Consider the following 21859-nt stretch of genomic DNA (forward strand, 5'->3'; position numbering starts at 1 on the left):
GTGGCGGCTCAGGAGGGAAGCCAGGGCGCTCATGAGGGTGCGCGGAGAAGAGCTCGGCCTGACGGCGCGACCGCCTGCTCGGTCCTGTTCCGGAGGAACGGATCCCTGGCGATGGCTTCGCCTGCTCAGTGCTTCCCTGAGCACCGGCAAGTGCGGGTGGGGCGAGGCCGGCCGAGATCCGTGGGTCCGGTGTCCGCGAAGCGGGCCACCGACGCGTCGGGTGGATCGTCGTGGACACTGCCGCATCGGGGCATGAGAAGGATGCGGTCACTGAACTGGTCTCCTCACTGGAGAACGCTCTCCTTCGGACGACAGGACGGGCACAGGCTTCGTGCTCGATGATTGCGCGCTGGGACGCGACCCTCCAGGGTTGCCAAGTGGACAACTGCGTTGGCGACGGCCGCGCCGCTGGGACCGGGACGCGTGGGCGTGGTGGTGCGTGCGATCAGTCCGTCAGGCGCCGCAGGTCCAGTTCGGCCAGGAGGCCGACGAGGACCGGGAGGGCGTTCAGGAGGACCCGGCGCTCCCTGGGCAGGAGGCGTAGTTTTGGCGACCCGCTCGACAGGCTGCTCGTCCGCTGCCCATGCTGTGGCGCCGCGGTCCGAGGGCGCTACCCCGATGCCCGGGGTGCCCAGCCGGGTGCGGGCTTGGGAGCAGCGGACTCCAAAGGCGCGGACGACCAGCAGCGGTGTGCGGGGCGAGGCGGCGTGCAGTGGCGCCGCGGCCTCCTCCAGGCGGTACAGCGGAACGTTGTGCGCGCCGGGCGAGTGTCCCCTGGCGATTCACCGGGGTGCGTGAACTCGCAGAACCGCCAGGCGCCCTGGCCGCCGGCCAGGGCGGCGAAGGTCACGGAGTAACGCCTTTCGGGACGTGTTCTCCCCGCTCCGGGTGGATACGGGCGGGAGTGTGTGAAGGGGCGTCGTGTGGAACTTGACCTGACCGCCGACGAGTTGAAGTCGGCGTTGAACCGGCTGCGGCGTGCCCGGGGTCAGCTTGCGGGGGTGATCAGGATGAGGGAGGAGGGGCGGAACGACGAAGAGGTCATCACGTAGTCGGCCGCCGTCTTCCGCGCCCTGGACCGCGCCGGGTTTTCGATCATTGCAACCGGGCTGCAGCAGTGCGTGATCAGCGATGATCCGATGGTGCGGGTCTCCCTGCGGATGCGGACGCGCCTGGAGGAGTTCTTCCTGTCGCTCGCCTGAGTCCGGGGCCGGTGAGAGTGCTCCCTGGTGGGCGAGCGCTGGTAGCGCTGCGGCGGTGGACAGCGGCTGCTCCGCACAGGCGGGAAGGCACCCCTGGCGGGTACGGCGGAGTGCCGTCGTGGGCAAGGCTCAGGGGTACCCTTGCGCAGCAGAAGCTCGCTCGTGCCTGCTCGCCGCCTTTGTTCACCCCGTGAGTGAAGTCCCTGACCGAAGGCGAGACGGTCGAAGTCGGCAGTCGCGTGGAACGTGCGATCCACACACGGCCGTCGACCGGCAGGGAGCCGGCCGCTCGCCACTGGCAGCGGCGGGCGCCGAAATGGTGTGCAGTCGACCACCCCACCGCAGAGCCGGCTTCGTGGTGAGATGGGTCCCAGCATGCTGTGCGGCGCGAAGTCGACGCCCCCATGGAGTAGTTCGACACCTCGGTACCGGCATGATGTCCCTGCCCATTCGTGGCACCAGGGGTCTCGTGGGCGCCACGGTGCCGAACGGAGGAGGAAAGTGCGTGTCACGCCAGGTACTTGCGGTCAGCCCGGAGCGGCCCGACGGCTTTCGGACGATTGGTGAGGCTCTGGCCAGGGCGCGCAGTGGTGCTGTCGTCAGAGTCTCGCCCGGCGTCTACACCGAGAACCTGACCATCACCACCCCGGTCACCATCGTGGCGGAGCAATCCCGCGGCACCGTGGAGATAGCACCGCGTCGCGGCAGCGCGATCGTGCTCAAGGCGGAGGCCGCGATGCTGACCGACCTGGTGCTGCGCGGGCGGGACGAGGAGCTGCCGGTCGTCGACGCCCCGCGCGGGCAGGTCGCGATGGAGGGCTGCGAGATCACGGGCTCTGCCTGGACGGCCATGTTCGCCCGTGGCAGCGGTTCGCTCGCCCTCCGCGACTGCCGGGTCAGCAACCAGGGCGGTGCCGGGATCGTGGCCACCTCCGAGGTCGAGAGCTCCGTCGAGTCCTGCACCATCGAGCACCTCGGCACCACTGGGGTGGTGATCGGCGATCGAGGCCGGATCACACTGCGTGGCTGCACCATCCGCAACGCCCGCGGGAACGGCGTGCTTGCCAACGGGGAGTCCCAGGGATCGGTCGAGGAGTGCGACATCTCCTCGACCGACAAACCGGCCATCGCCCTGGAGGGCAACAGCACAACTCGGGTGCTGCGCACGGTGGTCCACGACACGAGCACGGGCATCATGCTGAACAGTCAGGCCCGAACGGCACTCGAGGACGTGCGGGTCACCGGCACCACCGGTGTCGGCATCGCGGTCACCGGAGGCAGCAACCCGGTGCTGCGCCGTTGCCGGACCGCGCGTACCAAGGGGCATGGACTGCTGGTCAGCGACCGCTCCCGGGGCACGTTCGAGGACTGCTGGCTGGACGCCGCGCAGTCCCCCGGGCTGCGCGTGAGCGGGCCGTCGTCTCCCGTGCTGGTCGGGCTCACCGTCCGGGACTGCGCCACGACCGCGGTGCTGCTGGAAGAGGAGTCGACGGCCGAGCTGGACCGCCTCGAGGTCATCGACGCCCAGGGAACGGGCGTTTCCATCCGCACGGGAGCCAATCCGCTGATCCGCCGGGCGCGGATCAGCGCTCCGCGCGGTCATGGTGTGGAGACCGTGAAGGACGGCCGGGGGCGGCTGGAGGACTGCACCATCGACGCGGCCGGCCGCTGCGGCATCAGGGTCGAAGACGACGGCAACCTGTACGTCGGCGGCGGCGCCGTCACCTCGGCTGCAGAATCGGGCCTGTCGACCGCCGCCGGGGGAATCGTGACCGTACGGGATCTGGAGATCACCGGTGCCAAGGACTCGGGTGTCACCGTCGACGAGGACGGCGAGGTGACCGCCACCCGCGTCCGGGTGGGCGGCAGCGGCCGCCACGGTGTCCGGATCGCCGAAGGCGGCCGTGGCTCGTTCAACTCCTGTGAGGTCAGCGGAAGCGCCGGCGACGGGTTCCGCATCGAGTCCGCCGCGCCCGTCTCCGTCGTCAACTGCACCGTCCGGGACAACAGTGGCGGCGGGCTCCTCCAGTCCCGGCCCGGTGAGCGGCTCGCCGTCGAAGGGCTGGTCAGCACGGGCAACGGGAAGCAGGACTCCTGGGGCGCCGGGGCCGCCGGGGCCGCCGGCGACAGCGGGATAGGCGGTGAGGACGCGTGGCTGAGCCGCGAGGACGGTCCGCTGTCCGCCCTTGACGCTCTGATCGGCCTCGACAACGTGAAGCAGCAGGTGCGTACGCTGGTCAACCTCACGCGGCTGGCCCAGCATCGCACCCGGTTGGGCATGGCCGCTCCGCCGATGAGCCGGCACCTGGTCTTCGCGGGCCCGCCCGGCACCGGCAAGACCACGGTGGCCCGGCTCTACGGGACGATCCTGGCGGAACTCGGTGCGCTGCGCTCAGGTCACCTGGTGGAGGTCTCCCGGGCCGACCTGGTGGCACAGGTCATCGGTGGTACCGCCATCAAGACCACCGAGGCCTTCAACCGTGCTCTGGGGGGTGTCCTGTTCATCGACGAGGCGTACACCCTGCTGTCCGACGGCCGCGGTTCCGGCGCCGACTTCGGACGGGAAGCGGTCGACACGCTGCTCAAACTGATGGAGGACCACCGCGACGACGTGGTGGTGGTGGCCGCCGGCTACTCCGCCGAGATGCAGAGCTTCCTGGCGTCCAATCCAGGTCTGGCTTCACGCTTCTCCCGCACCGTGGAGTTCGAGAACTATTCGGTGCCCGAACTGGTGGCCATCTTGGAGAGCATGTGTGCGGGACACCAGTACGTGCTCGGTGCCGCCACGCACAAGGCACTCACGGTGCATTTCGAGCGCATGCCCAAGGACGGGTCCTTCGGTAACGGCCGGGCCGCCCGTCAGGTGTTCGAGCAGATGGTGGACCGCCAGGCGTCCCGTCTGGCCGCGCTCACCAACATGACGGCGGAGGACCTGCCACTGCTGCTGCCCGAGGACGTGGGGGAGGAAGCCGCACGAGCCGTCTCCGAGGAGGCCGCACCCGCGGACAGCGAGAACAACCCGCTGGCCCGACTCGGTGACCTGGTGGGACTGGCCGGCGTCAAGCGGGACGTCACCAACCTCGTCAACCTGCTGTCCGTCACGCGCCAGCGGGAGGCCGCGGGACTGCCCGCGCCGCAGATCAGCCACCACCTGGTCTTCACCGGACCGCCCGGCACGGGCAAGACCACGGTGGCACGGCTCTACGGTGAGCTGCTCGTCTCGCTGGGCGTACTGCCCCGCGGCCAGCTCGTCGAGGTGGCCCGCGCCGACCTCGTCGGCCGGTACGTCGGCCATACGGCCCAACTCACCCGGGACGCCTTCGAACGGGCCCTGGGGGGCGTCCTGTTCGTCGACGAGGCGTACACGCTCACGCCCACCGGGCCGGGCTCCTCCTCGGACTTCGGGCAGGAGGCGGTGGACACTTTGCTGAAGCTCATGGAGGACCATCGGGACGAAGTGGTGGTCATCGTCGCCGGCTACACCGAGGAGATGGAGCGCTTCCTCTCCTCCAACCCGGGTCTTTCCTCCCGCTTCTCCCGGCGTGTCGGGTTCACCCACTACTCCTCGGACGAACTCGTCACCATCGTGCGGCAGCATGCGGCCACCTTTGGGTACGAGTGCGGGCCGGGCACCGGCCAGGTACTGCGGGCGTACTTCGAGTCGGTCCCGCGTGACCGCTCATTCGGCAACGGGCGCCTGGCCCGCCAGGTCCTGGAAGGCATGATGACGCGCCAGGCCGGCCGCCTCAGCACGATGACCGCCCCCGGCGTGCAGGACCTGCGCCTGCTCCTTCCCCAGGACGCGGTGCAGGGGGAGGCCGTACCCGAGTGATGAGCGGCGGGTGAGGCGTCCGCGAAGCACACGAGGCTCAACGACCATGACCGGACACTGTCTACGTTTCCAGGATGCACACGATGCGCCGTCACACGCTCCGCCACTCGTCGATGGCGGCCCTGCTCACTCTCCTGTCCACGTCCACGCTGGCCATGGGCGGCACCGCGCAGGCCGGCGCCGTGGCCCGTGAGCCGTTGCGCCTGCCCGCGATGCCGTCCCGGCTGGCGGACGGGGCCGCCTGCACCGGCGGCTCAGGAAAGGTGGTCGACGCGGTGCCTCGGGAGCAGCAGGACCTGCAGCTCGCCAGGGTCCGGCAGTTCGCCGACGGCGACGGGGTGACCGTGGCCGTCGTCGACACGGGGGTGTCGCTCAAGGCGCCGACGCTGAAGGGCAGGGTCGCCGTCGTCGGCGAGGCCGACGACGACTGCGTCGGTCACGGCACCTTTGTGGCCGGGCTGATAGCCGCCGCCACTGCGGAAGGCTCCGGTTTCTCCGGGGTGGCCCAGCAGGCGCACATCCTGGCCGTGCGGGGCACCGACGCCCGCGGCAGGGCGACCGACACCACGGTCGCGGCCGGTATCCGGGCGGCGGTGGACGCCGGAGCGGAAGTCGTCCAGGTGTCCCCGGCCCTGACCCGCAACTCCGCGAAGCTCACGAGTGCCGTCGCCCACGCCGCCGCCCACGACGTGCTGATCGTGGCCGCCGCCGTCCCCGACAGTCCCCAAAGCCCTGCCTCCGCCGCCCCGCCCAGGGACTACTGGCCCGCGGCCGAGCAGGGTGTGCTGTCCGTCATCGACCTCGGTGCGCAAGGCAGCCGTCCACGGGGCGCGCTCACGCCACGGCGCGCGGACCTTGCGGCACCGGGCGACGGTGTGGTCGGCATCGGCCCCACGGGACGGGGCCACTTCATCGGCTCGGGAGCGTCGCTCGCCGCCGGATACGTGGCCGGCACGGCCGCCCTCATCCGGTCCGCCCATCCCGAACTGACCGCCGGGGAGACGGCACGGCGGCTGACCTCGACCGCTTACCCGGCGGGCGTGCCCCGGCTCGACGCGTACGGCGCCGTCACCACGGTTGCCGCTCCCTCTGCCGCGCCGGCGGAGGCGGCGGACGATTCCGAGCCGGTGCGGCTGCCGACGGATGAGGCGGGTGCCCGCGCGACACAGCGAGCTCTGGTGATGGTGGGCGCCGGCGCCGGTCTGCTCGTGTCCATGGCCTGGGCCGCCGTGATCGTCCCGAGAGGCCGCGCCCGCGGATGGCGGCCGGCCCGGGACGACGCTTCGACGACGACCTGAGACGAACGGCGGATCACCACCGCTGGGTACGGGCCTTCGCGTACCTGTGTCCGATTCTGCGACCGCCTGTTGCGCGAGCGGTTCCCGAAAGTCGTTGTCACCGGGGAAATGGCGTCAGTCGGCGCCCGCGTATACACACGGCCGCTGTCCGGACCCGCGGGTCCGGACAGCGGCCTTTGCGCTTCAAGGCCCCGGCGGCGGGCAGGGCACGGCCAGGCACTGCCGGCCTCCCACCGTTCAGACGGTCCACACGGCGACGAGCGCCCCCCCGGGGTCGCGGGCTCACCCGCGACCCCGGAACCGTCAGACCCTCGAACCACATCCGCACACCTCGACCGGGACGAAACGCCGCCCTGCGCGAGGTCACTTCTCGCCCGGCTCCTCCTCGGCCTGTTCGCCGACGATGGCCGTCTGCATCAGTACGGCCTTGCGGCGGGCGATGTAACGTGCCCGGCCGGGCGGCAGGTTGCGCGGCTTGATGTTGTCGAAGACGTAACCCTCCGACGGCGGACACGACATCAGCAGGCCCGGGGTGTTGACCTCGTCGAGGCGCCTGAGCAACTGGTCGCTGAGGCCCCGGCCGGCACCGGTCGCGGAACGCAGCACCACCAGGTGAAGTCCCACCTCGTGTCCCAGAGCCAGGTACTCGAGAAGGGCCTCGAACGGGTGGTCCATGATGCCGCCGGAGCCGACCATGTCGTAGTCGTCCACGAGCACGAACAGCCGTGGCCCCGTCCACCAGTCCGCGAGCCGCATCCGGGCCGGGGAGATGTCCTCACCGGGGAGGCGGGTCTTGAGGGCCCTGGCCGATCCGGCCACCAGCTCCTTCAGCGGATCGAGCGACACCGCGTGCCCGAGGCGGTACTCCTCCGGGACCGCCTCGGCCAGTTCACGCCGGTAGTCCACCACCAGGATGCGCGCTTCACCCGGGCTGTAGCGGGCGGTGACCGCCTTGGCGACCAGCCGCAGCAGATTGGTCTTGCCGCTTTCGGTGTCTCCGATGCCCACCAGGTGGGGCGTGCGGCTGAAGTCGTGCCACACCGGCGACAGGGTCTCCTCGTCGAGCCCGAGAGGAACCCGCAGTCCGTCCGCCAGTTCCGGTTCCGGCAGTTGTGTGAGGGGCAACCGGTGCGGCAGCATCCGCACCGGCGGCGCGGGAGGCCCCGCCCAGTGCTCGGCGACCTGTTCCACCAGCGCGGCAACCCCGTCGCTGAGATCGTCGGAGGTCTCCCTGCCGTCGATACGCGGCAGCGCGGTCAGGAAGTGCAGCTTGCTGTCGACCGTCAGTCCGCGGCCGGGGCTGCGCGGCACGGTGGCGGCCTTGCGGATGTCGACCACGGAATCCATCGAGTCGCCCAGCCGCAGCTCCAGCCGGGTGGCCATCTGGTCACGCAGCTGGGACGACAGCTCCATCCATCGCGCGGTGGAGATGACCAGGTGGATACCGTAGTTCAGGCCCTGGGACGCGATCTGGCCGAAAGCGGGCAGGAGCGCGTCGAACTCCTGACGCATCGTGCCCCACCCGTCCACCACCAGGAAGACGTCACCATGGGATTCGTCCTCGAACTCCCCGGCCGCACGACGTCTGCGGTAGGTCGCCATCGAGTCGATGTTGTGGTCGAGGAAGAGCTGTTCGCGGTGGTTGAGCACGGCCGTGACCTCGGCCACCGCGCGACTGATCCGCTCGCCGTCCATCCGGTTCGCCACTCCACCGACGTGCGGCAGGCCGACCAGCCCGGCCAGCGTGCCGCCACCCAGATCCAGGCAGTAGAACTGCACTTCGCGCGGGGTGTGGGTGAGCGCGAGAGCCGCGATCAGGGTACGCAGCACCGTCGACTTGCCGCTCTGTGAACCACCCGCGACAGCGATGTGCCCACCGCTGCCCGAGAGATCCACCACGAGCGGATCACGCCGCTGCTCGAACGGCCTGTCCACCAGCCCGACCGGCACCCGCAGAGAGCCGACGCCCGGCCAGCCGGCGGAGACGAGCCCGCGCTCCGGATCGGCGGTCAGCCCCGGCAGCAGGGCGTCCAGGGCCGGCGGCTCGGCCAGCGGCGGAAGCCACACCTGGAGGGCCGGCAGCCCCGCCCCCCGCAGCCGCTCCACGGCGACCGACAGCAACGACGCCCCGTTCTCGTTCTCCTCGACCTGCTCCTCCTCCGGCTCTGCTTCCGGCAGCTCAGCAGGCGCGCGCGGCACCACATAACCGGCCGTCCACGGAACCACCTGGCTGGCGACCCGTGCCTGAGCCACCGCCCCGCGCCGCGGTTGGTACACCCCGGACACGTACGCCGCCCGGAACCGGGTCAGCGCTTCCACGCCGCTCTTGAGGAAACCGGCGCCCGGCTGCGACGGCAGCTGGTAGGCGTCCGGCACGCCCAGTACGCCACGGCTCTCCATGGCGGAGAAGGTACGCAGACCGATGCGGTAGGACAGGTGGCTCTCCAACTGGTGCATACGCCCTTCGTCGAGGCGCTGCGACGCCAGCAGCAGATGGACGCCGAGGGAACGGCCCAGCCGGCCGATCATCACGAACAGCTCCATGAAGTCCCGGTGTGCCGAGAGTAGTTCACTGAACTCGTCGACGACGATGAACAGGCTCGGCAGCGGATCCAAAGGCGTCCCCGCGGCGCGGGCCTTCTCGTACTCGAGCGCCGAGGAGTAGTTGCCGGCCGCCCGGAGAAGTTCCTGACGGCGTATCAGCTCGCCGTGCAGGGCGTCCCGCATCCGCTCGACCAGAGCAGCCTCGTCGGCCAGGTTGGTGATCACGGCGGAGGTGTGCGGCAGTTCGTCCAGGCCCAGGAACGTGGCGCCGCCCTTGAAGTCCACCAGGACGAAGTTCAGGGTCTCCGAGGAGTTCGTCAGCGCCAGGCCCAGCACCAAGGTGCGCAGCAACTCGCTCTTGCCCGAACCGGTCGCGCCGATCAGCATGCCGTGCGGACCCATGCCCCCCTGCGCCGCCTCCTTGATGTCCAGCTCCACCGGAACTCCGTCGCCACCCACCGCGATCGGGACCCGCAGCCGGGCAGCGCCCTTGTTGCGCCCCCACAGGGCGGCCGGCTGATGTCGGGACAGGTCGGGGATGCCCAGCAGAGCCGTCAGCTCCACATCCGTCGACAGCGGCTCGGCGGTCTCCGTGGTCAGCCCCGTGCGATACGGGGCGAGCATCCGCGCAAGGGCCTCGGCGCCGACCGGGCCGACCGCGTCGGGACGACCCAGCGGGGTCGACTGCTCCTTGCGGTTCCGGTCCGTGCGCACCAGCCGCACCCCGTCCGGCTGCACATCCAGCCGCAGCGTCGTTCGTCCCGGACGCCACCGCAGGGACTCCGACAGGTCGAACACGATCACGTTGCGGAACCCGGGGCCGTCGAGCCGGTGCCCGGACGGCACCTGGACCCCGTCCACCACGAGCACGGTGAACGGCTCGTCGCGGCCGGGCACGGCCTCGGGGTCGAATGCCGGACGCTCGGTGAACTCCCCTCCGAGCAGGTCCTCCAGGCCGTTGAAGTCCGACGCCACCATGCGGGCCGGCCCGGCGCCGTCCTGCTCGTGCGGGTGCAGGTTGTGCGGCAGCCACTTGACCCAGTCCCACCCGGCCCGGCGCTCGTCGCTGACGGCCAGCGCGATCCGCACGTCTTCAGGGGTGTGGAAGAGAGCCAGTTGGCACAGGGCGGCCCGCACCATGCCGCGCACCGCCGCCTCGTCCCCGCGCAGCAGCACCCGTGCCCAGGACCGCAGGTAGAGCGCGATGGGCTGGTCCGGCACGGTGCTGTAGGCGCGCATGAACCGTCGCAGCGCGTGTGCTGACAGGGGCTCGAGGTCCTCCACCGGCTTGGTGGACAGCGGGGTCAACCGCAGCGCCAGTTGCTGGTCACCGACGGCCACCCGCACCTCGGCGAAGTCGTCGTCCTTGACCCGGCGCTCCCAGAGCCGCGTCGTCCGCACCAGCGAACGCATCGACGCCGGCTCCGGGTGACGCCAGGCGAGCGCCAGTTGCTGCTCGCTCACAGCCCGGTGGACCTGCCGCCGGGTCTGCGTCAGGTAGCGCAGGTAGTCCCGGCGCTCGCCCCTGAGGCGCTGTTTGCGCTCGCTGCTCTGGCGCATCACCTGGCCGATCATCATCACTGCCGAGGCCAGGACCATTATGCCCAGGGCGATGTACGTGAAGACACTGCCGGACCCACCGGGCCGCAGGAAAGCCAGCATCATGGAAACGGACATCATCGCCATGGGCAGATACGTCCACACCGCCGAGCTGTCCGGCACAGTCTCCGGCAGTGTCGGCGGCTCCTGGAGGGTCAGTTCACCCTCGGGCATGTCCGGCCCGCGCCGACGGGCAGGGCGACGGAAAAGGACGATACTCAACTACTGACTCCTTAACGAGCGCACGGCTCCTGGACGGGGTCATCAACGGGAAGTCGCGTAGCGGGCCATGAGCGGCCCGAGGTCTCAGTACTCTGCAGGCGTTCAGAACCAAGCCCAGCGGATGAACCCCGGGAAGCGTGGCCCCCCACCAATGACTGAGAGCTCTGTGGCCGGCCTGTGCCACATCACCGTTCGTGCCCCTGCCAAGACGATAGACCTGGCTGTACCCGCCGATGTGCCGGTTGCCGACCTTCTGCCGACCGTACTGAGTTACGCGGACGGCGACCTGGAGGAAAACGGCCTGGAACACGGCGGCTGGGTCCTGCAACGTCTGGGCGGAGCCCCACTCGACGAGGAAGCAACTCTCGAGACGCTGGACCTCAAGGACGGGGAGGTAATGTACCTTCGTCCCCAAGCCGATGCCCTGCCGGAGGTGCGCCTCGACGACCTCGTCGACGGGATCGCCGGGGTCACAGGGGAACGGCTGCACGGCTGGAACCCTCAAGGCAGCCGCCGTGTGCTGCGCTGTGCGGTGGTCGTCTGTGTGTTGACGTCCCTGGGAATACTGGCCTGGCCGTCGGGCTCGCTCGCCCTGCGCGTCGCGACCACCGTCGTCGCCGGTCTGCTGCTCCTCGCGGGTGCGGCCTCGGCGAGCCGGGCAGTGGGCGATGCGGCAGCCGGTGCGACGCTGGGAATCCTGGCGGCGCCGTGCCTGGCGTTGGCGGGCTGGCTGCTGCCCGGAGGAGAGATAGCGGGCCCCCAGGCGCACCACGTGCTCGGCGCCCGGCTGATGGCCGCCGGCGCGGCGGCTGCCGGAGCAGCCGTGCTGGCGGTCGCGGCGGCGGCCGTGTACACGCCTTTCTTCATCGCCACAGCGCTGATCGCGATCCTCTCCGCGGCCGCCGGGGCGCTGATGAGCGTCTTCCACCTGCCCGTGGACAGTGCCGGCGCGGGGGTGGCCGCAGCGGTCGTCGTTTTCGGCAGCTTCATACCGGTGCTGTCCTTCAAACTCGCCGGCATGCGGATGCCCGCTCTGCCCAACAGCGCCCGGCAGTTGCAGGAGGACATCGAGCCCTACAGTGGCAGTGACGTCGCCGTCAGGACCGAACTGGCCAGCGACTGGATGACCGCCCTGTACACGGCCACCGGGGTCATCTGCGCCGGCGCCCTGGTCGCTTTGGCCCACGCGCCCGGCCTGGCCGAGACGCTGACCGCGGCGGCACTCTCCCTGCTCCTGCTGCTGCACGGACGAGGCATGGTCAACGTATGGCAGCGTCTGGCCCTGGTGGTGCCGGGCATGTGGGGAGCCGTCCTGCTGGCCGTCGGCAGCGCGGCGAGCCTTGCTCCGGCCGACCGGCCGGCCCTGGTCATAGGGCTGCTGGTACTGGCCGCGGCGCTGGCCGTCGCCTCATGGACCGTGCCCGGCAGGCGCATGGCGCCGCACTGGGGCCGCGCGGCCGAACTGCTGCAGTCGCTCCTGGCCATCAGCCTGCTGCCGCTGACGCTCTGGGTGCTGGGCGTCTTCGGCGCCCTCCGGGCGATGAACGGCTGAACCAGGCAAGGACCGGGAGGACACGAACCGATGCAGTCCAAGCGTGACCAGGTACAGGCCCACACGTTCGCCATGGGCAGACTCACCGCGGGCATGCTGCTCGCCGACCCCGATGCTCCCGAAAGTCCGACGGGACGTACCACCCGTGGTGTGCTCATCGGCCTGCTCGTCGCGGTGCTGATCTCCGCGGGCGCTTTCGTCTACGGGCTGATCGTGCCGGGCGGGAACGACTCCTGGCAGGACGGGAAGAGTCTGATCGTCAACAAGGACACCGGAGCCCGCTACCTGTACATCGACGGCCGCCTCAGGCCGGTACGCAACTACGCCTCGGCCAGACTCATCGGCGGCGCAGACCTGAAGACCACCGACGTGCGCACGCCGTCGCTGCGGGGAACCCCGGTCGGGGCCCCGGTGGGCATCCCCGGCGCCCCTGAATCCGTTCCAGCGGCGGACGACCTGGACAACGGCGCCTGGCACGTCTGCTCCTCCATCAACGTGTCCGGCACCGCGGACGGCGCGGACACGACACCGACCGCGGTCACGACGCTCGTCGTGGGCGCCCCCCTGGAGAACAAGGGGGTCTCCGGTGACCAGGGACTTTTGGTGACCGGCCCGGACAAGGTGACCTATCTGGTCTGGAGGGGGCGTCGCCTCGAACTGGACAAGGCCTCCGGCGCCGCCGTCTCCCTGGGCTACGGCTCCGTGACACCGCGGCCGGTGTCCGCAGCCTTCCTCGACGCCCTGGTCGCCGGACCGGACCTGGCCTCACCCGACGTACCCGGCCGGGGCGCCGCCGGGCCGTCCTTTGCCGGCCGCAGCAGCACGGTGGGACGGGTGTACCTGGCCGAACCGCCTGGCTCGGCCGAGCAGTACTACCTACTGCGGAAGGAAGGCCTGGTGCCCCTGACGGCCACGGAGGCGGCCCTCGTCCTCGGTGATCCGGCCACCCGCGAGAAGGCCTACGGGGGAGCCTCTCCCACGGCCGCGCCGCTGAGCGCCGACATTCTCAGGGAGCACCTGGCGCCCGGCACCGCCGACACGCCACCGGTCTCCAAGGGGCTGCCCGAATCGCCGCCCCGCGCGGTTTCCGTGCCGGAGGGAATGTCCGCCTGCGCCCGGGGGGAGTCGGCCGACGGCCTCACACGCATCACCATGGTGCTGGTGCCGCTGAGTTCCCTGGCCCCGGTCACCCAGACCGCCCCCGGGGAGTTTGCACCGGCCTGCCTGCCGGTTGACGACGTCGTCGTCCGGCCCGGCCACGGTGCCCTGGTGAGGGCGCTGGGCGCAGGTGGCACGCCGGTGGGCGACACGACGTACCTCGTGGCCGACAACGGCGTGAAGTACCGGGTGCCGTCCCGGGCCGCACTCGAGGCGCTGGGATACGCGAGCGGCGATGTGGTGGCGCTGCCCTCCCCGCTGCTCTCCATGCTGAGGTCCGGACCGGACCTGGCCCCGGGCGCCGCCGCACAGGGTCGTACCGCCTCCAGCACCCGGCCTTCCTGCGAAGACGCCACGGGAGAGCCGGGCTAGGCCGTAGAGCAGCCCGCCGGCGATCGAGCTGTGCGAACAGAGGGACGCAAGCCCCGGTCGTTCGATCACCGAACCTCCTTCATCCTGTGCTGCAGGGGTGAAATGAGCTGGTCAGTGGGGGCGGTGACGAGGCAGGGCCCCTCGTCGTCGGCGTGGTGATTCCACTCAGCACGCCGACGACCGGAGGGGCCCTGTTGGTTCCGTATCGAGCCATGCTCGACGTTCCTCACGAGCTGGTCGAGCATGGCTCCTGGCTCATCTACGCCCGAAGGTGTGAACCGAACTCGCCGTGGCGGAAACGGGGCTGCTTCCCACAGGCCTTGCTCGCCCTGGCCCATCTCCGGAAGAACGAGACATTCGCCCAGCTCGGCGTCGGTTGCGGTGTCCCAGAGGCAACTGCCTGACGCTGTGCCGACGAGGTCCTGGACGTTCTCGCCTCGTGGGCACCCGGCCTGCACGAGGCCCTGACCGGTCCGGGCGAGGTCGACTTCGTCATCGTGGACGGCACGCCGATCCCGATCGACCGCATCGCTGCAAACGAGCCGTACCACTCGATGAAGCACCGCAGACACGGCATGAACGTGCGGGTCATCGCCCGTCCGGACGGCACCCGGCTCCGGTTCTCGCACGCAGCCCCGGGACGCGCCCATGTCCTGACCGCGGCTCGCGCCCACCGCATCGTCCAAGCCTGCCCGGCCCGGCAGATCCCCGTGCTCGCGGACCGCGCCTACCAGGGTGCCGGCGCCACCGTCCGCACCCCCTGCTACCGCCACCACGAACTGCCCGAGCACTACCAGCACCACAACCGCGACCACGCCCGCCTGCGCGCACCCGGCGAACGCGCCTTCGCCCGGCTGAAGTCCTGGCGGGCACTGCGCAGAGCGCGCTGCTCAACCCGATGCGCCAGCCGTACCGTCCAAGCCGTCCACACCCTCTTGACCTGCGACTACACAGGATGGAAGAGGTTCACCGAGGAAAGTTCCTCAGATAAACCTCAACCGAAGACGCCCTCAAGTGGAGCAGCCCTACTCTCTTCCCCATCCCGCAGGTACCTCCTCAACCACCAAGGGACAGGACCATGACAGGCAACATGCAGCAGTCGGACGCACGACTGACTCAGAACGGCATCGAGTCCCTCAACCAGGCTCGCAACGAAATCGTGAAGTCCCGACGGCACGTGGAGACCTTGAAGGAGGTCCTCAGGAGCAAGTACAAGGGCGGCGACGGCGCGGCGTACGGCGAGTTGCTGAGGTTGTGGGACGAGAAGTGCGCGATCGTCCAGAGGAACGTCGAGGACATGATCGACAAACTCGGCGGCAGCCGGCAGACGCAGGCAAGGACACAGGCCGCTGCGATGGACTCCATCGCCCAGGGCTCTGCCACCTCCCAGGCGGTCTTCGACGCTCTCAAGAACGTCTGACCCGATTCCTCGGCCCCCGCCACACCTACGACTGAGAAGAGATTTGTGATGGACGACGGCTACATCTACGTCGATTACACGCACCTGAACGATGTCGGTGACTCCATGGCCCAGCAGACCAAGCTCATCGCCGGAATCGTGGAACGCCTGGAGACGGAGCTCCAGCCACTCAAGAACACGTGGATCGGCCTCGACGCCACGGAGTACCAGAACAGGCAGCGGGAGTGGGACGGGGCGGTCCTGGGGATGCAGCGGCTGCTCACCTCGCACGCCGGCCTGCTGGCGGAGATCGGATCCAGCTACAAGCAGAGCGAAAACCAACTGGCCGATCTCTGGTCCCAGGTCACCATAGGCCGCTGAGTCGCTGAATTCTTCGGTCCGAAGCTGTTCGCCGTCCGGCCGCCGGGCCGGACGGCGAACAACCATCAGGAGAAAAGATATGACCGATCTGACGCAATTGGACGCCTCGCACCTGCAGACCTTCGTCGACACCGAAGTGGCTGACTTCAACAAGGACCTTGTAGACATCGGAAAGGACGTACCCGAAGGCACCCGGGCCCTGAAAAGTCTCGTAGAGGGGTACCACACCCCCGAGGGGAAACACCTCCAGGAAAATCCTTATCTGACCATTGGGCTCATGGCGGCTGAAGGTGGGCTGGTGAAGGGAAATACCCTCGTCAGCCGGATAGCAGATGTTTCCAAGGGGATCGTCGATGTCCTGGCGGCTGAGCAAAACCTGTTCAAGCACATCGCCAGAAACCTGGAGGAGACGATCAAGGTCTTGCAGAAGAATCAGGACCAGAGTCTCACCGCGATCAGTGCGGAGAAGATGCTCGACCTCTTCTCCGATGTCGACAGCGATCTGAGCGGCACACCTGCTTCGGACAACTCCACCTCCAAGGCGGCGTAGTTGCCGTCCCTCCCTCCTCTTCCTACCCCAGGAGCGTGCTGCTGTGGCTGCCGAGCCTTCCTTTGAGGCCGACCCCGATGACTACTGGGGGAGGGCCGTCTCCCTCCTCACCGGCTACATGATGCCGAAGAGGAGCGCGCTCTTCGACAAACTCAAGAGCGAAGGCGACATTCCCCTTTTCCGTATGGGCTTCAAGGACATGGTCATGAGACCGGTCATGCCCGAGGACTATGCGGCGATCAGTGGGTGGATGACCCATGAGGGAGAGGATTACGACCTGGTCTTCTACACGGCGAAGGGTCGCGACAACGTGAAGATGCAGCGGGCCCGGATCGTGTTCATCGGGGTGCTCACCGATGAGAACGGCAGGGCGGTGCTGTTCACGGGGCCCGAGACCAGAAGGACGGGCGGCGAGTTCACGAGCGTCGTTGAGAAGGATGCGCAGTGGGACAACCGGCCGCCGCAACGCTACATCTTCGGAGGCAGAGCGGCGCTCGAGGCGTTGCAAACAGGTGATCGGAGCACCAAGGGTTTCGCCTACAACGGGTTGTCGGTCGCGGACGTCCATGCTGTCGATATCAAGGCGTTCACGCGCACGGCGCAGGCGTTCGACCGGGTGAAAAGTTTCTTTGTGAGCCAGAGTGACACGCTGGAGCGATGGGAGAAGTCGCTGGGCGACGAGCAGGCGTCGTGGAAGGGAAAGGCGGCCCAGGTCTTCCACAACCTCATCGTTCAGGTGCGATCGAACTATGCCGACTACGTGGATCAGTTCGGAGGCAAGGATTACGAGCCCTCCCACACCACGCTCGACGGCTACCGGCCCCGCTCTCGCTTCGCCGCTGCCCTTGCGGGAGCTCAGCTGGACCTGTCGATTCAGGTCAACGTGCTCCTGAACGCATGGAACGCATGGGCCGCCGACGGCAAGAACGACCCACACCGGGCAGTGCTGGAAGAGCTGAATGAGGTGTGGGATTGGGTAGTGAAGAACAACATCAGTCAGATAGGCAAGGTCGAGCATCACGACAGCCGCTCAGGCATTTCGACTACGTACCACACCACCGAGGCCTTCAGCCAAGTCCACCCCAAGTACGGAGACCTCGCGGAACGCAGCACCTACAGGAAGATCGCCGAGGCGGCGGTGGAACGGTGGAACAAGCGTGTTGAAGATGAACTCGAATACTATGCCCGTTATGCCCTGGCCAAGCTCAACAACCATTGGCTCGACGCTGCGGCAGTCTTCACTCAGCCGGTGGAGACCACCAGTCGCACCTCGCTGACGGAGGCCTGGCAGAAGGAACAGACTCAGCTCACCCAGGAGAAGCTCGGCCAGACCAACGACGCCCTCACTAAGAGCTTTGACGGCCTCGGCAAGGCGTTCAACGACTTGATCAGCGGATTGAACGACTTCGGGAGTGAGCAGGGCGGCAGCCCCCAAAGCGACAACGTCAATACGGACGGCCTTGCCAGAGAACTCCCCCAAAGCCCGAACGGCCCGAAGGCCGGGCTCGATGATATCGGCACCGGCGGCGGGTCCACGGATTCGGCAGGGACGCCGACGATCGTGCCGCTGAACCCCCTGCTCGGAATCGGCTCGGCCTCCAGCCTGAACTCCGACCCGGCCGGTACGAACAGCAGCCTCCGAAACCCGGACGGCAGCACCACCGTCCTCAACTCCGACGGGTCGTTGGCCACCATGCACCCGGGCGGTGGCCTGAGCGTCTTCAACCCGGCCACCGGCACCATGACCACGACCTCGCGGGACGGGAAGACAAGCAGCACCTCTCTTGACCCGGGTGTGGTGCTCGAGAATCCGGACGGCAGTACGACGACGCTGAACCCTGAGGGGAAGCTGACCACAATGTCCCCGGACGGGAGCAGCATGGTGGTTGATCCGTCGTCCGGTGAGGCTGTGACGACCCGCCCCGACGGCTCGGTGATCACTGAGTTTCTGAATCCGTCGGTGGCCACTGGCCCCACGCCCGATGACAGCACGGGGCTGCCGTCGCATGCCGAGATCTCGGCCTGGCGCCCGGATCTGACTCGTCTGAACGACTTGGTGACCAGCACCGATCTCCATGGTGATGCCGGCGTGGGAAGGGCCGGCATGACCCTTCCAGCCGCCGCATCCGTGGCGGACGCGACCCATTCCTCCTTCACATCCGACGACTTCGCGACTTCTCAGCTCAACCCAGCGGTCAGCCAGAGCGGTGACGACGGCACGTTGTCGTACGAGGAGTACGACAGCACTCCCTATTCCGGAGGCGCGTTGGGGGCGCCCCCGCCCAACGGGTTTGCCTCCGAGACGGGGCTGCCGAGCGGCGCCGTTCCTCTGAATCCGGACCTCGCTGGTGTAACGGATGGTGCCGGCAGCGGCAGCGGCAGCGGCAGCGGCAGCGGCGGCACGGGCATGCCCATGATGCCGATGGGCATGGGCGGCATGGGCGGACCCGGCGGAGCCGGAGGGGGCGGTGGCTCGTCGAACAGCGAACGGGTCCGCAACGTGTTGACCGATGGCGACGGCGCCGCCGTGCGCAGGCCGAAGCCGCGTGCTGACACGGCCGAGGACGGCGAGGACAGGGCCTACGCCAGAAGAGGACGGACCACCACGTCGTCGTCCTATCTCCCGGCGGGCGGCCAGGGCACCCAGGGTGCCCAGCGGACGGAGACGAGCGGCCGGGATCGGTCCGGTTGGGAGCCCGAGGACGGGGACGTCTGGGGCGCGGACGAAGGCGGCGCTCCGGCGGTCATCGGCCGGTGACGTCGGCCAACGGACAGGACGACAAGGCGAAGGAGGATCCGGTGACTGAACCGGCATCGATGGAGAAGAAGCTGGCCGATGCGATGGCCGAGCTCGAAGCGACCCAGGAGGCGGTGGCCAAGGCGGAGGCGGAGCTGAGGGAGGCGTCGTTCACCGTGCGGTCCAGGGACCGGGCGGTGGAGGTGACCGTCGGTCACCAGGGCGAGCTCACAGCACTGAGGTTTCTGGAGGGCAAGTACCGGAGCATGGCGGCGGGGGAGCTTGCCGCGAGCGTCCTGGACGCGGCGGAACGTGCCAGGACACAGATGTCCCGACATGTGATGGAGACGTTCCAGCCTTTCACCCAGCCGAGCACGGCGGTGTCGGAGCTGGCGGGAGTGGACATCGACTGGGCCGAGATCTTCGGTCCCGCGGTCCTGGAGGCACCGGAGCGGGCGGCCGGTCGCAGGGGCAGTGGCCGACTGCGTGACGAGATCAACGAGGACGGGGAGGACGATCACGATGTCTGATGCCAACGCCTATACCGCTGATACGGCCCGGATCCAGGGTGGTATCCGGCAGGTTCACGAGATCAGCACGGCGGCGCAGAGCATGCTGCGGAATTTCGAGAACCGCCTGAAGCCGACCGCGGGCTGGCCCGGCGAAGACGACAGTTTCGCCAAAGCGACAAAGCCGCATGCGCAGAGGGAGAACGTGACGGCTGCGGAAACCATGCGGGCGATAGTGGAAGCGATCGTCGCCATCGCCGATGGCACCAGCGAGAACGTGAAGAACATCCGGTCCACGCAGGCCGGGAACCTGGATGCCATCCTCCGGTCGCCGGGCGGCAACTCCACTGGAACCAACGGCAGGAAGCACTGACTCCGGCACGGCAATCCCATTCCCACCGCTGGTGAACAATCTGTTTGTTCGTCCTTGGAGGCGGGCGGCCGTCCATGGAGTCCGGTGCTCCGCCCTGGGGGATATTCCCGGACCGTGCCGCCGGGTGTCGAGCCCCTGCCGCATATCCAGGGCAATGTTCGTATGATCCCGTCGCACCGTAGGAATGACACGATGACCACAGCACGGCCTCAGGGCACCCAGAACATTCCGTCGCAGGCCGGGGAATCGGCAGCGGCGCAAGGAGACACGGCAACGGGGACGGTGGAGGCTGCGGGTTCACCGGCGGTGCTGCCGGCTTCCCCGGCCGGAGGCGTTACGACTGTGCTTCCCGTCGTAGGGAGTGCCGAGCAGGGGACTCCCGGTCCGGAGCCGGCGTCGCCGGTCGTCGGGGAGCCGGAAGCGGCAGGTGTCGCGGCGACCGCCGGGAAGGGCGGTGAGGCGGGAGCGGAGCCTGCTGCAGCGGTCGATGTGGAGGAAGAGGCAGGTGAGACGGCTGGTGGCACGGACAAGGCTGCCGCGGACGTCCCGCCTGGGCGGCCGCACAAGAGTCTGCTGGCCGGGGCTGCGATCGTGGGAACTCTTCTGATGGCGGTGCCGTTCCTGGTGAGCAGCGGCGATGAGGAGGAGGGAGTGGCTCCTGCTGGTGCGATGCCCGGCACGGTGCTGGGGTCTCCGGCGGGTGGCGTCATGGTCGGCCCCATCGAGACAGCGTCGCCGACCGCGAACAGTACCTCTCAGAAGGCGCGTTCGGGCAAGAGTCCCGCTGGGCAAGGGGATGCTGGTGGGCCCCGGGTGGGAGGGGAAAGCACTGCCGGGACACCTGTAGCCCGTGAGGTGGGGGGCAGTGGCCCTGCGTCGGCGGGTAAGAATCCGAAGCCGTTGCCGCGGCCCACGGTGGGTGAGGATCCGAAGCCGTCGCCGCGGCCCAGCGCGGCTCAGACTCTGGGTAAGTCCAAGTCGTCCAGGAAGTCCTCCGGTGTGCCCGGTGTTTCCATCCGCAGCCACCACTCGGGCCAGTGCATCGATGTCACGGACGGTGGGGGTGACGGTACGCCGTTGCAGATCTGGGGCTGTAGCGGAGCGGCACAGCAGACGTGGCGTTTCATGGGCGACGGGACGGTGCGTTCCATGGGGCTGTGTATGGATGTCGCCTGGGGGGCGACGGGCAACGGTGCCGTGATTCAACTGGCCCGATGCAGTGGCCATCCCGCCCAGCAGTTCCGGCTGAACTCCTCGCACGACCTGGTCAATCCGCAGGCTGACAAGTGCGTTGACGTGAGGGAGCAGCAGGTGGCCAACGGCAGCCGGTTGCAACTGTGGGATTGCAACGGACAGGACAACCAGAAGTGGAGCGTCGGCTGAGGCTACCAGTTGCGTCGCTTGTGGCAGAGAGAAGTTGGCCGATGCTTTGGCCGAGTTTGAAGCGACGCAGGAGGCTCTGGCCTGGGCTGAGGCGGAGCTGAGACTTTCCAGCCCTTTCATGCAGTCGAGCGAGGCGGTGCCGGAGCTGGCGGACTTGGACATCGAGGATCCAGGCCGGTATCCGGCAGGTTCATGAGATCGGCACTGCGGCGCAGAGCATGCCGCGGAGGTTGAGCGCGGTCTGAGGCTGATTGCGGGCGGCCGTCGCGACCGCCGATGGCACCAGCGAAAACGTGAGGAATAGCCGGTCCGCGCGGGCCGGGAGCCTGGCCGCGGGCCTTCGGTCGCCGGGTGGCAACTCCACCGGAAACAAGAGCAGGAAGTACTGAATTTTTCATGGCAATCCAGGTCTCACCGCTGGTGAACAATATGCTGTTCGTCCTTATTGGCGAGCGGTTGATGCAGGCGAATGAGGACCTGGCTCGTGACAGTCATGCGGCGTTCAGGAGCTTGGCTCATGATGTCCGTGGTCTGTCGGATGTCATTGAGCGTACGGTTTCGGGTACTGCGAGGGCGCTGCCGCCGCAGGTGGGGAACGATTATGTGCGTGCCATGGGCATGTTCGTGGATTCGGGTGGTACGGGGTATCTGAAGCAGTTCGCGGGGCGGTTGGACGATATTGCCGATGGCCGGGTGAAGACTTCGTACGACATTATGGAAGGCAAGTGGCAGATCAGTGCTGAGGTCA

General features: G+C 68.6%; 13 protein-coding genes and 2 pseudogenes. 14 read left to right on the top strand and 1 reads right to left on the bottom strand.

Annotated elements, in window-relative coordinates:
• The first annotated feature begins 923 nt into the window (after positions 1 to 923).
• From ACIA6T_RS20690 to ACIA6T_RS20700, 3 genes and pseudogenes are all read left to right on the top strand, one after another.
• Positions 924 to 1202, top strand: a pseudogene (locus tag ACIA6T_RS20690) (metal-sensitive transcriptional regulator).
• Between the two features lie 505 nt (positions 1203 to 1707).
• On the top strand, positions 1708 to 5034 hold the full coding sequence (locus tag ACIA6T_RS20695) for a right-handed parallel beta-helix repeat-containing protein (RefSeq protein WP_398019358.1): 3327 nt from the start codon (positions 1708 to 1710) through the stop codon (positions 5032 to 5034).
• 74 nt (positions 5035 to 5108) lie between these two features.
• Positions 5109 to 6332 carry a S8 family serine peptidase gene (locus tag ACIA6T_RS20700; protein WP_399447920.1) on the top strand — a complete coding sequence of 408 codons (1224 nt, stop codon included), beginning with the start codon at positions 5109 to 5111 and terminating at the stop codon, positions 6330 to 6332.
• A gap of 363 nt (positions 6333 to 6695) precedes the next feature.
• Here ACIA6T_RS20700 and eccCa read toward each other — a convergent pair whose 3' ends face one another.
• Positions 6696 to 10649: a type VII secretion protein EccCa gene (gene eccCa, locus ACIA6T_RS20705; protein WP_398214649.1), complete on the bottom strand. Its 3954-nt coding sequence runs from the start codon at positions 10647 to 10649 to the stop codon at positions 6696 to 6698.
• A gap of 199 nt (positions 10650 to 10848) precedes the next feature.
• Between eccCa and eccD the strand changes: the two genes are divergently transcribed.
• The 11 genes and pseudogenes from eccD to ACIA6T_RS20760 form a co-directional block, all read left to right on the top strand.
• Positions 10849 to 12249 (top strand): type VII secretion integral membrane protein EccD, encoded by a 1401-nt coding sequence (eccD, locus tag ACIA6T_RS20710; protein ID WP_398019361.1) that lies wholly within the window; start codon positions 10849 to 10851, stop codon positions 12247 to 12249.
• A gap of 30 nt (positions 12250 to 12279) precedes the next feature.
• On the top strand, positions 12280 to 13779 hold the full coding sequence (gene eccB / locus ACIA6T_RS20715; protein WP_398126714.1) for a type VII secretion protein EccB: 1500 nt from the start codon (positions 12280 to 12282) through the stop codon (positions 13777 to 13779).
• Positions 13780 to 13931: 152 nt separating this feature from the next.
• Positions 13932 to 14735: pseudogene (locus ACIA6T_RS20720) on the top strand (transposase family protein); the annotation flags it as partial.
• 122 nt (positions 14736 to 14857) lie between these two features.
• A complete protein-coding gene (locus ACIA6T_RS20725) occupies positions 14858 to 15199 on the top strand; it encodes a hypothetical protein (protein ID WP_390817565.1) in 342 nt (113 codons plus the stop codon).
• 48 nt (positions 15200 to 15247) lie between these two features.
• Positions 15248 to 15559 carry a WXG100 family type VII secretion target gene (locus ACIA6T_RS20730; protein WP_390817566.1) on the top strand — a complete coding sequence of 104 codons (312 nt, stop codon included), beginning with the start codon at positions 15248 to 15250 and terminating at the stop codon, positions 15557 to 15559.
• 79 nt (positions 15560 to 15638) lie between these two features.
• Positions 15639 to 16109 carry a type VII secretion system-associated protein gene (locus tag ACIA6T_RS20735; RefSeq protein WP_399447921.1) on the top strand — a complete coding sequence of 157 codons (471 nt, stop codon included), beginning with the start codon at positions 15639 to 15641 and terminating at the stop codon, positions 16107 to 16109.
• 43 nt (positions 16110 to 16152) lie between these two features.
• Positions 16153 to 18867, top strand: a complete 2715-nt coding sequence (locus ACIA6T_RS20740) for an AAWKG family protein (protein WP_399447922.1) — start codon at positions 16153 to 16155, stop codon at positions 18865 to 18867.
• Positions 18868 to 18926: 59 nt separating this feature from the next.
• The gene (locus ACIA6T_RS20745) at positions 18927 to 19376 is read left to right on the top strand and encodes a YbaB/EbfC family nucleoid-associated protein (protein WP_398019372.1); all 450 of its coding nucleotides are present in this window, start codon (positions 18927 to 18929) and stop codon (positions 19374 to 19376) included.
• Positions 19369 to 19728, top strand: a complete 360-nt coding sequence (locus tag ACIA6T_RS20750; RefSeq protein WP_398019367.1) for a hypothetical protein — start codon at positions 19369 to 19371, stop codon at positions 19726 to 19728. The genes ACIA6T_RS20745 and ACIA6T_RS20750 overlap by 8 nt, the downstream gene beginning before the upstream one ends.
• 999 nt (positions 19729 to 20727) lie before the next feature.
• On the top strand, positions 20728 to 21111 hold the full coding sequence (locus ACIA6T_RS20755; RefSeq protein WP_398019368.1) for a ricin-type beta-trefoil lectin domain protein: 384 nt from the start codon (positions 20728 to 20730) through the stop codon (positions 21109 to 21111).
• 396 nt (positions 21112 to 21507) lie between these two features.
• Positions 21508 to 21859 (top strand): hypothetical protein (locus tag ACIA6T_RS20760; RefSeq protein ID WP_399447923.1); only part of this gene is annotated, 352 nt, incomplete at its 3' end.

Origin of the sequence: Streptomyces sp. NPDC051740 (assembly GCF_044453165.1) — a bacterium.
In the GTDB taxonomy this organism is placed as follows: Bacteria; Actinomycetota; Actinomycetes; order Streptomycetales; family Streptomycetaceae; genus Streptomyces; species Streptomyces atrovirens.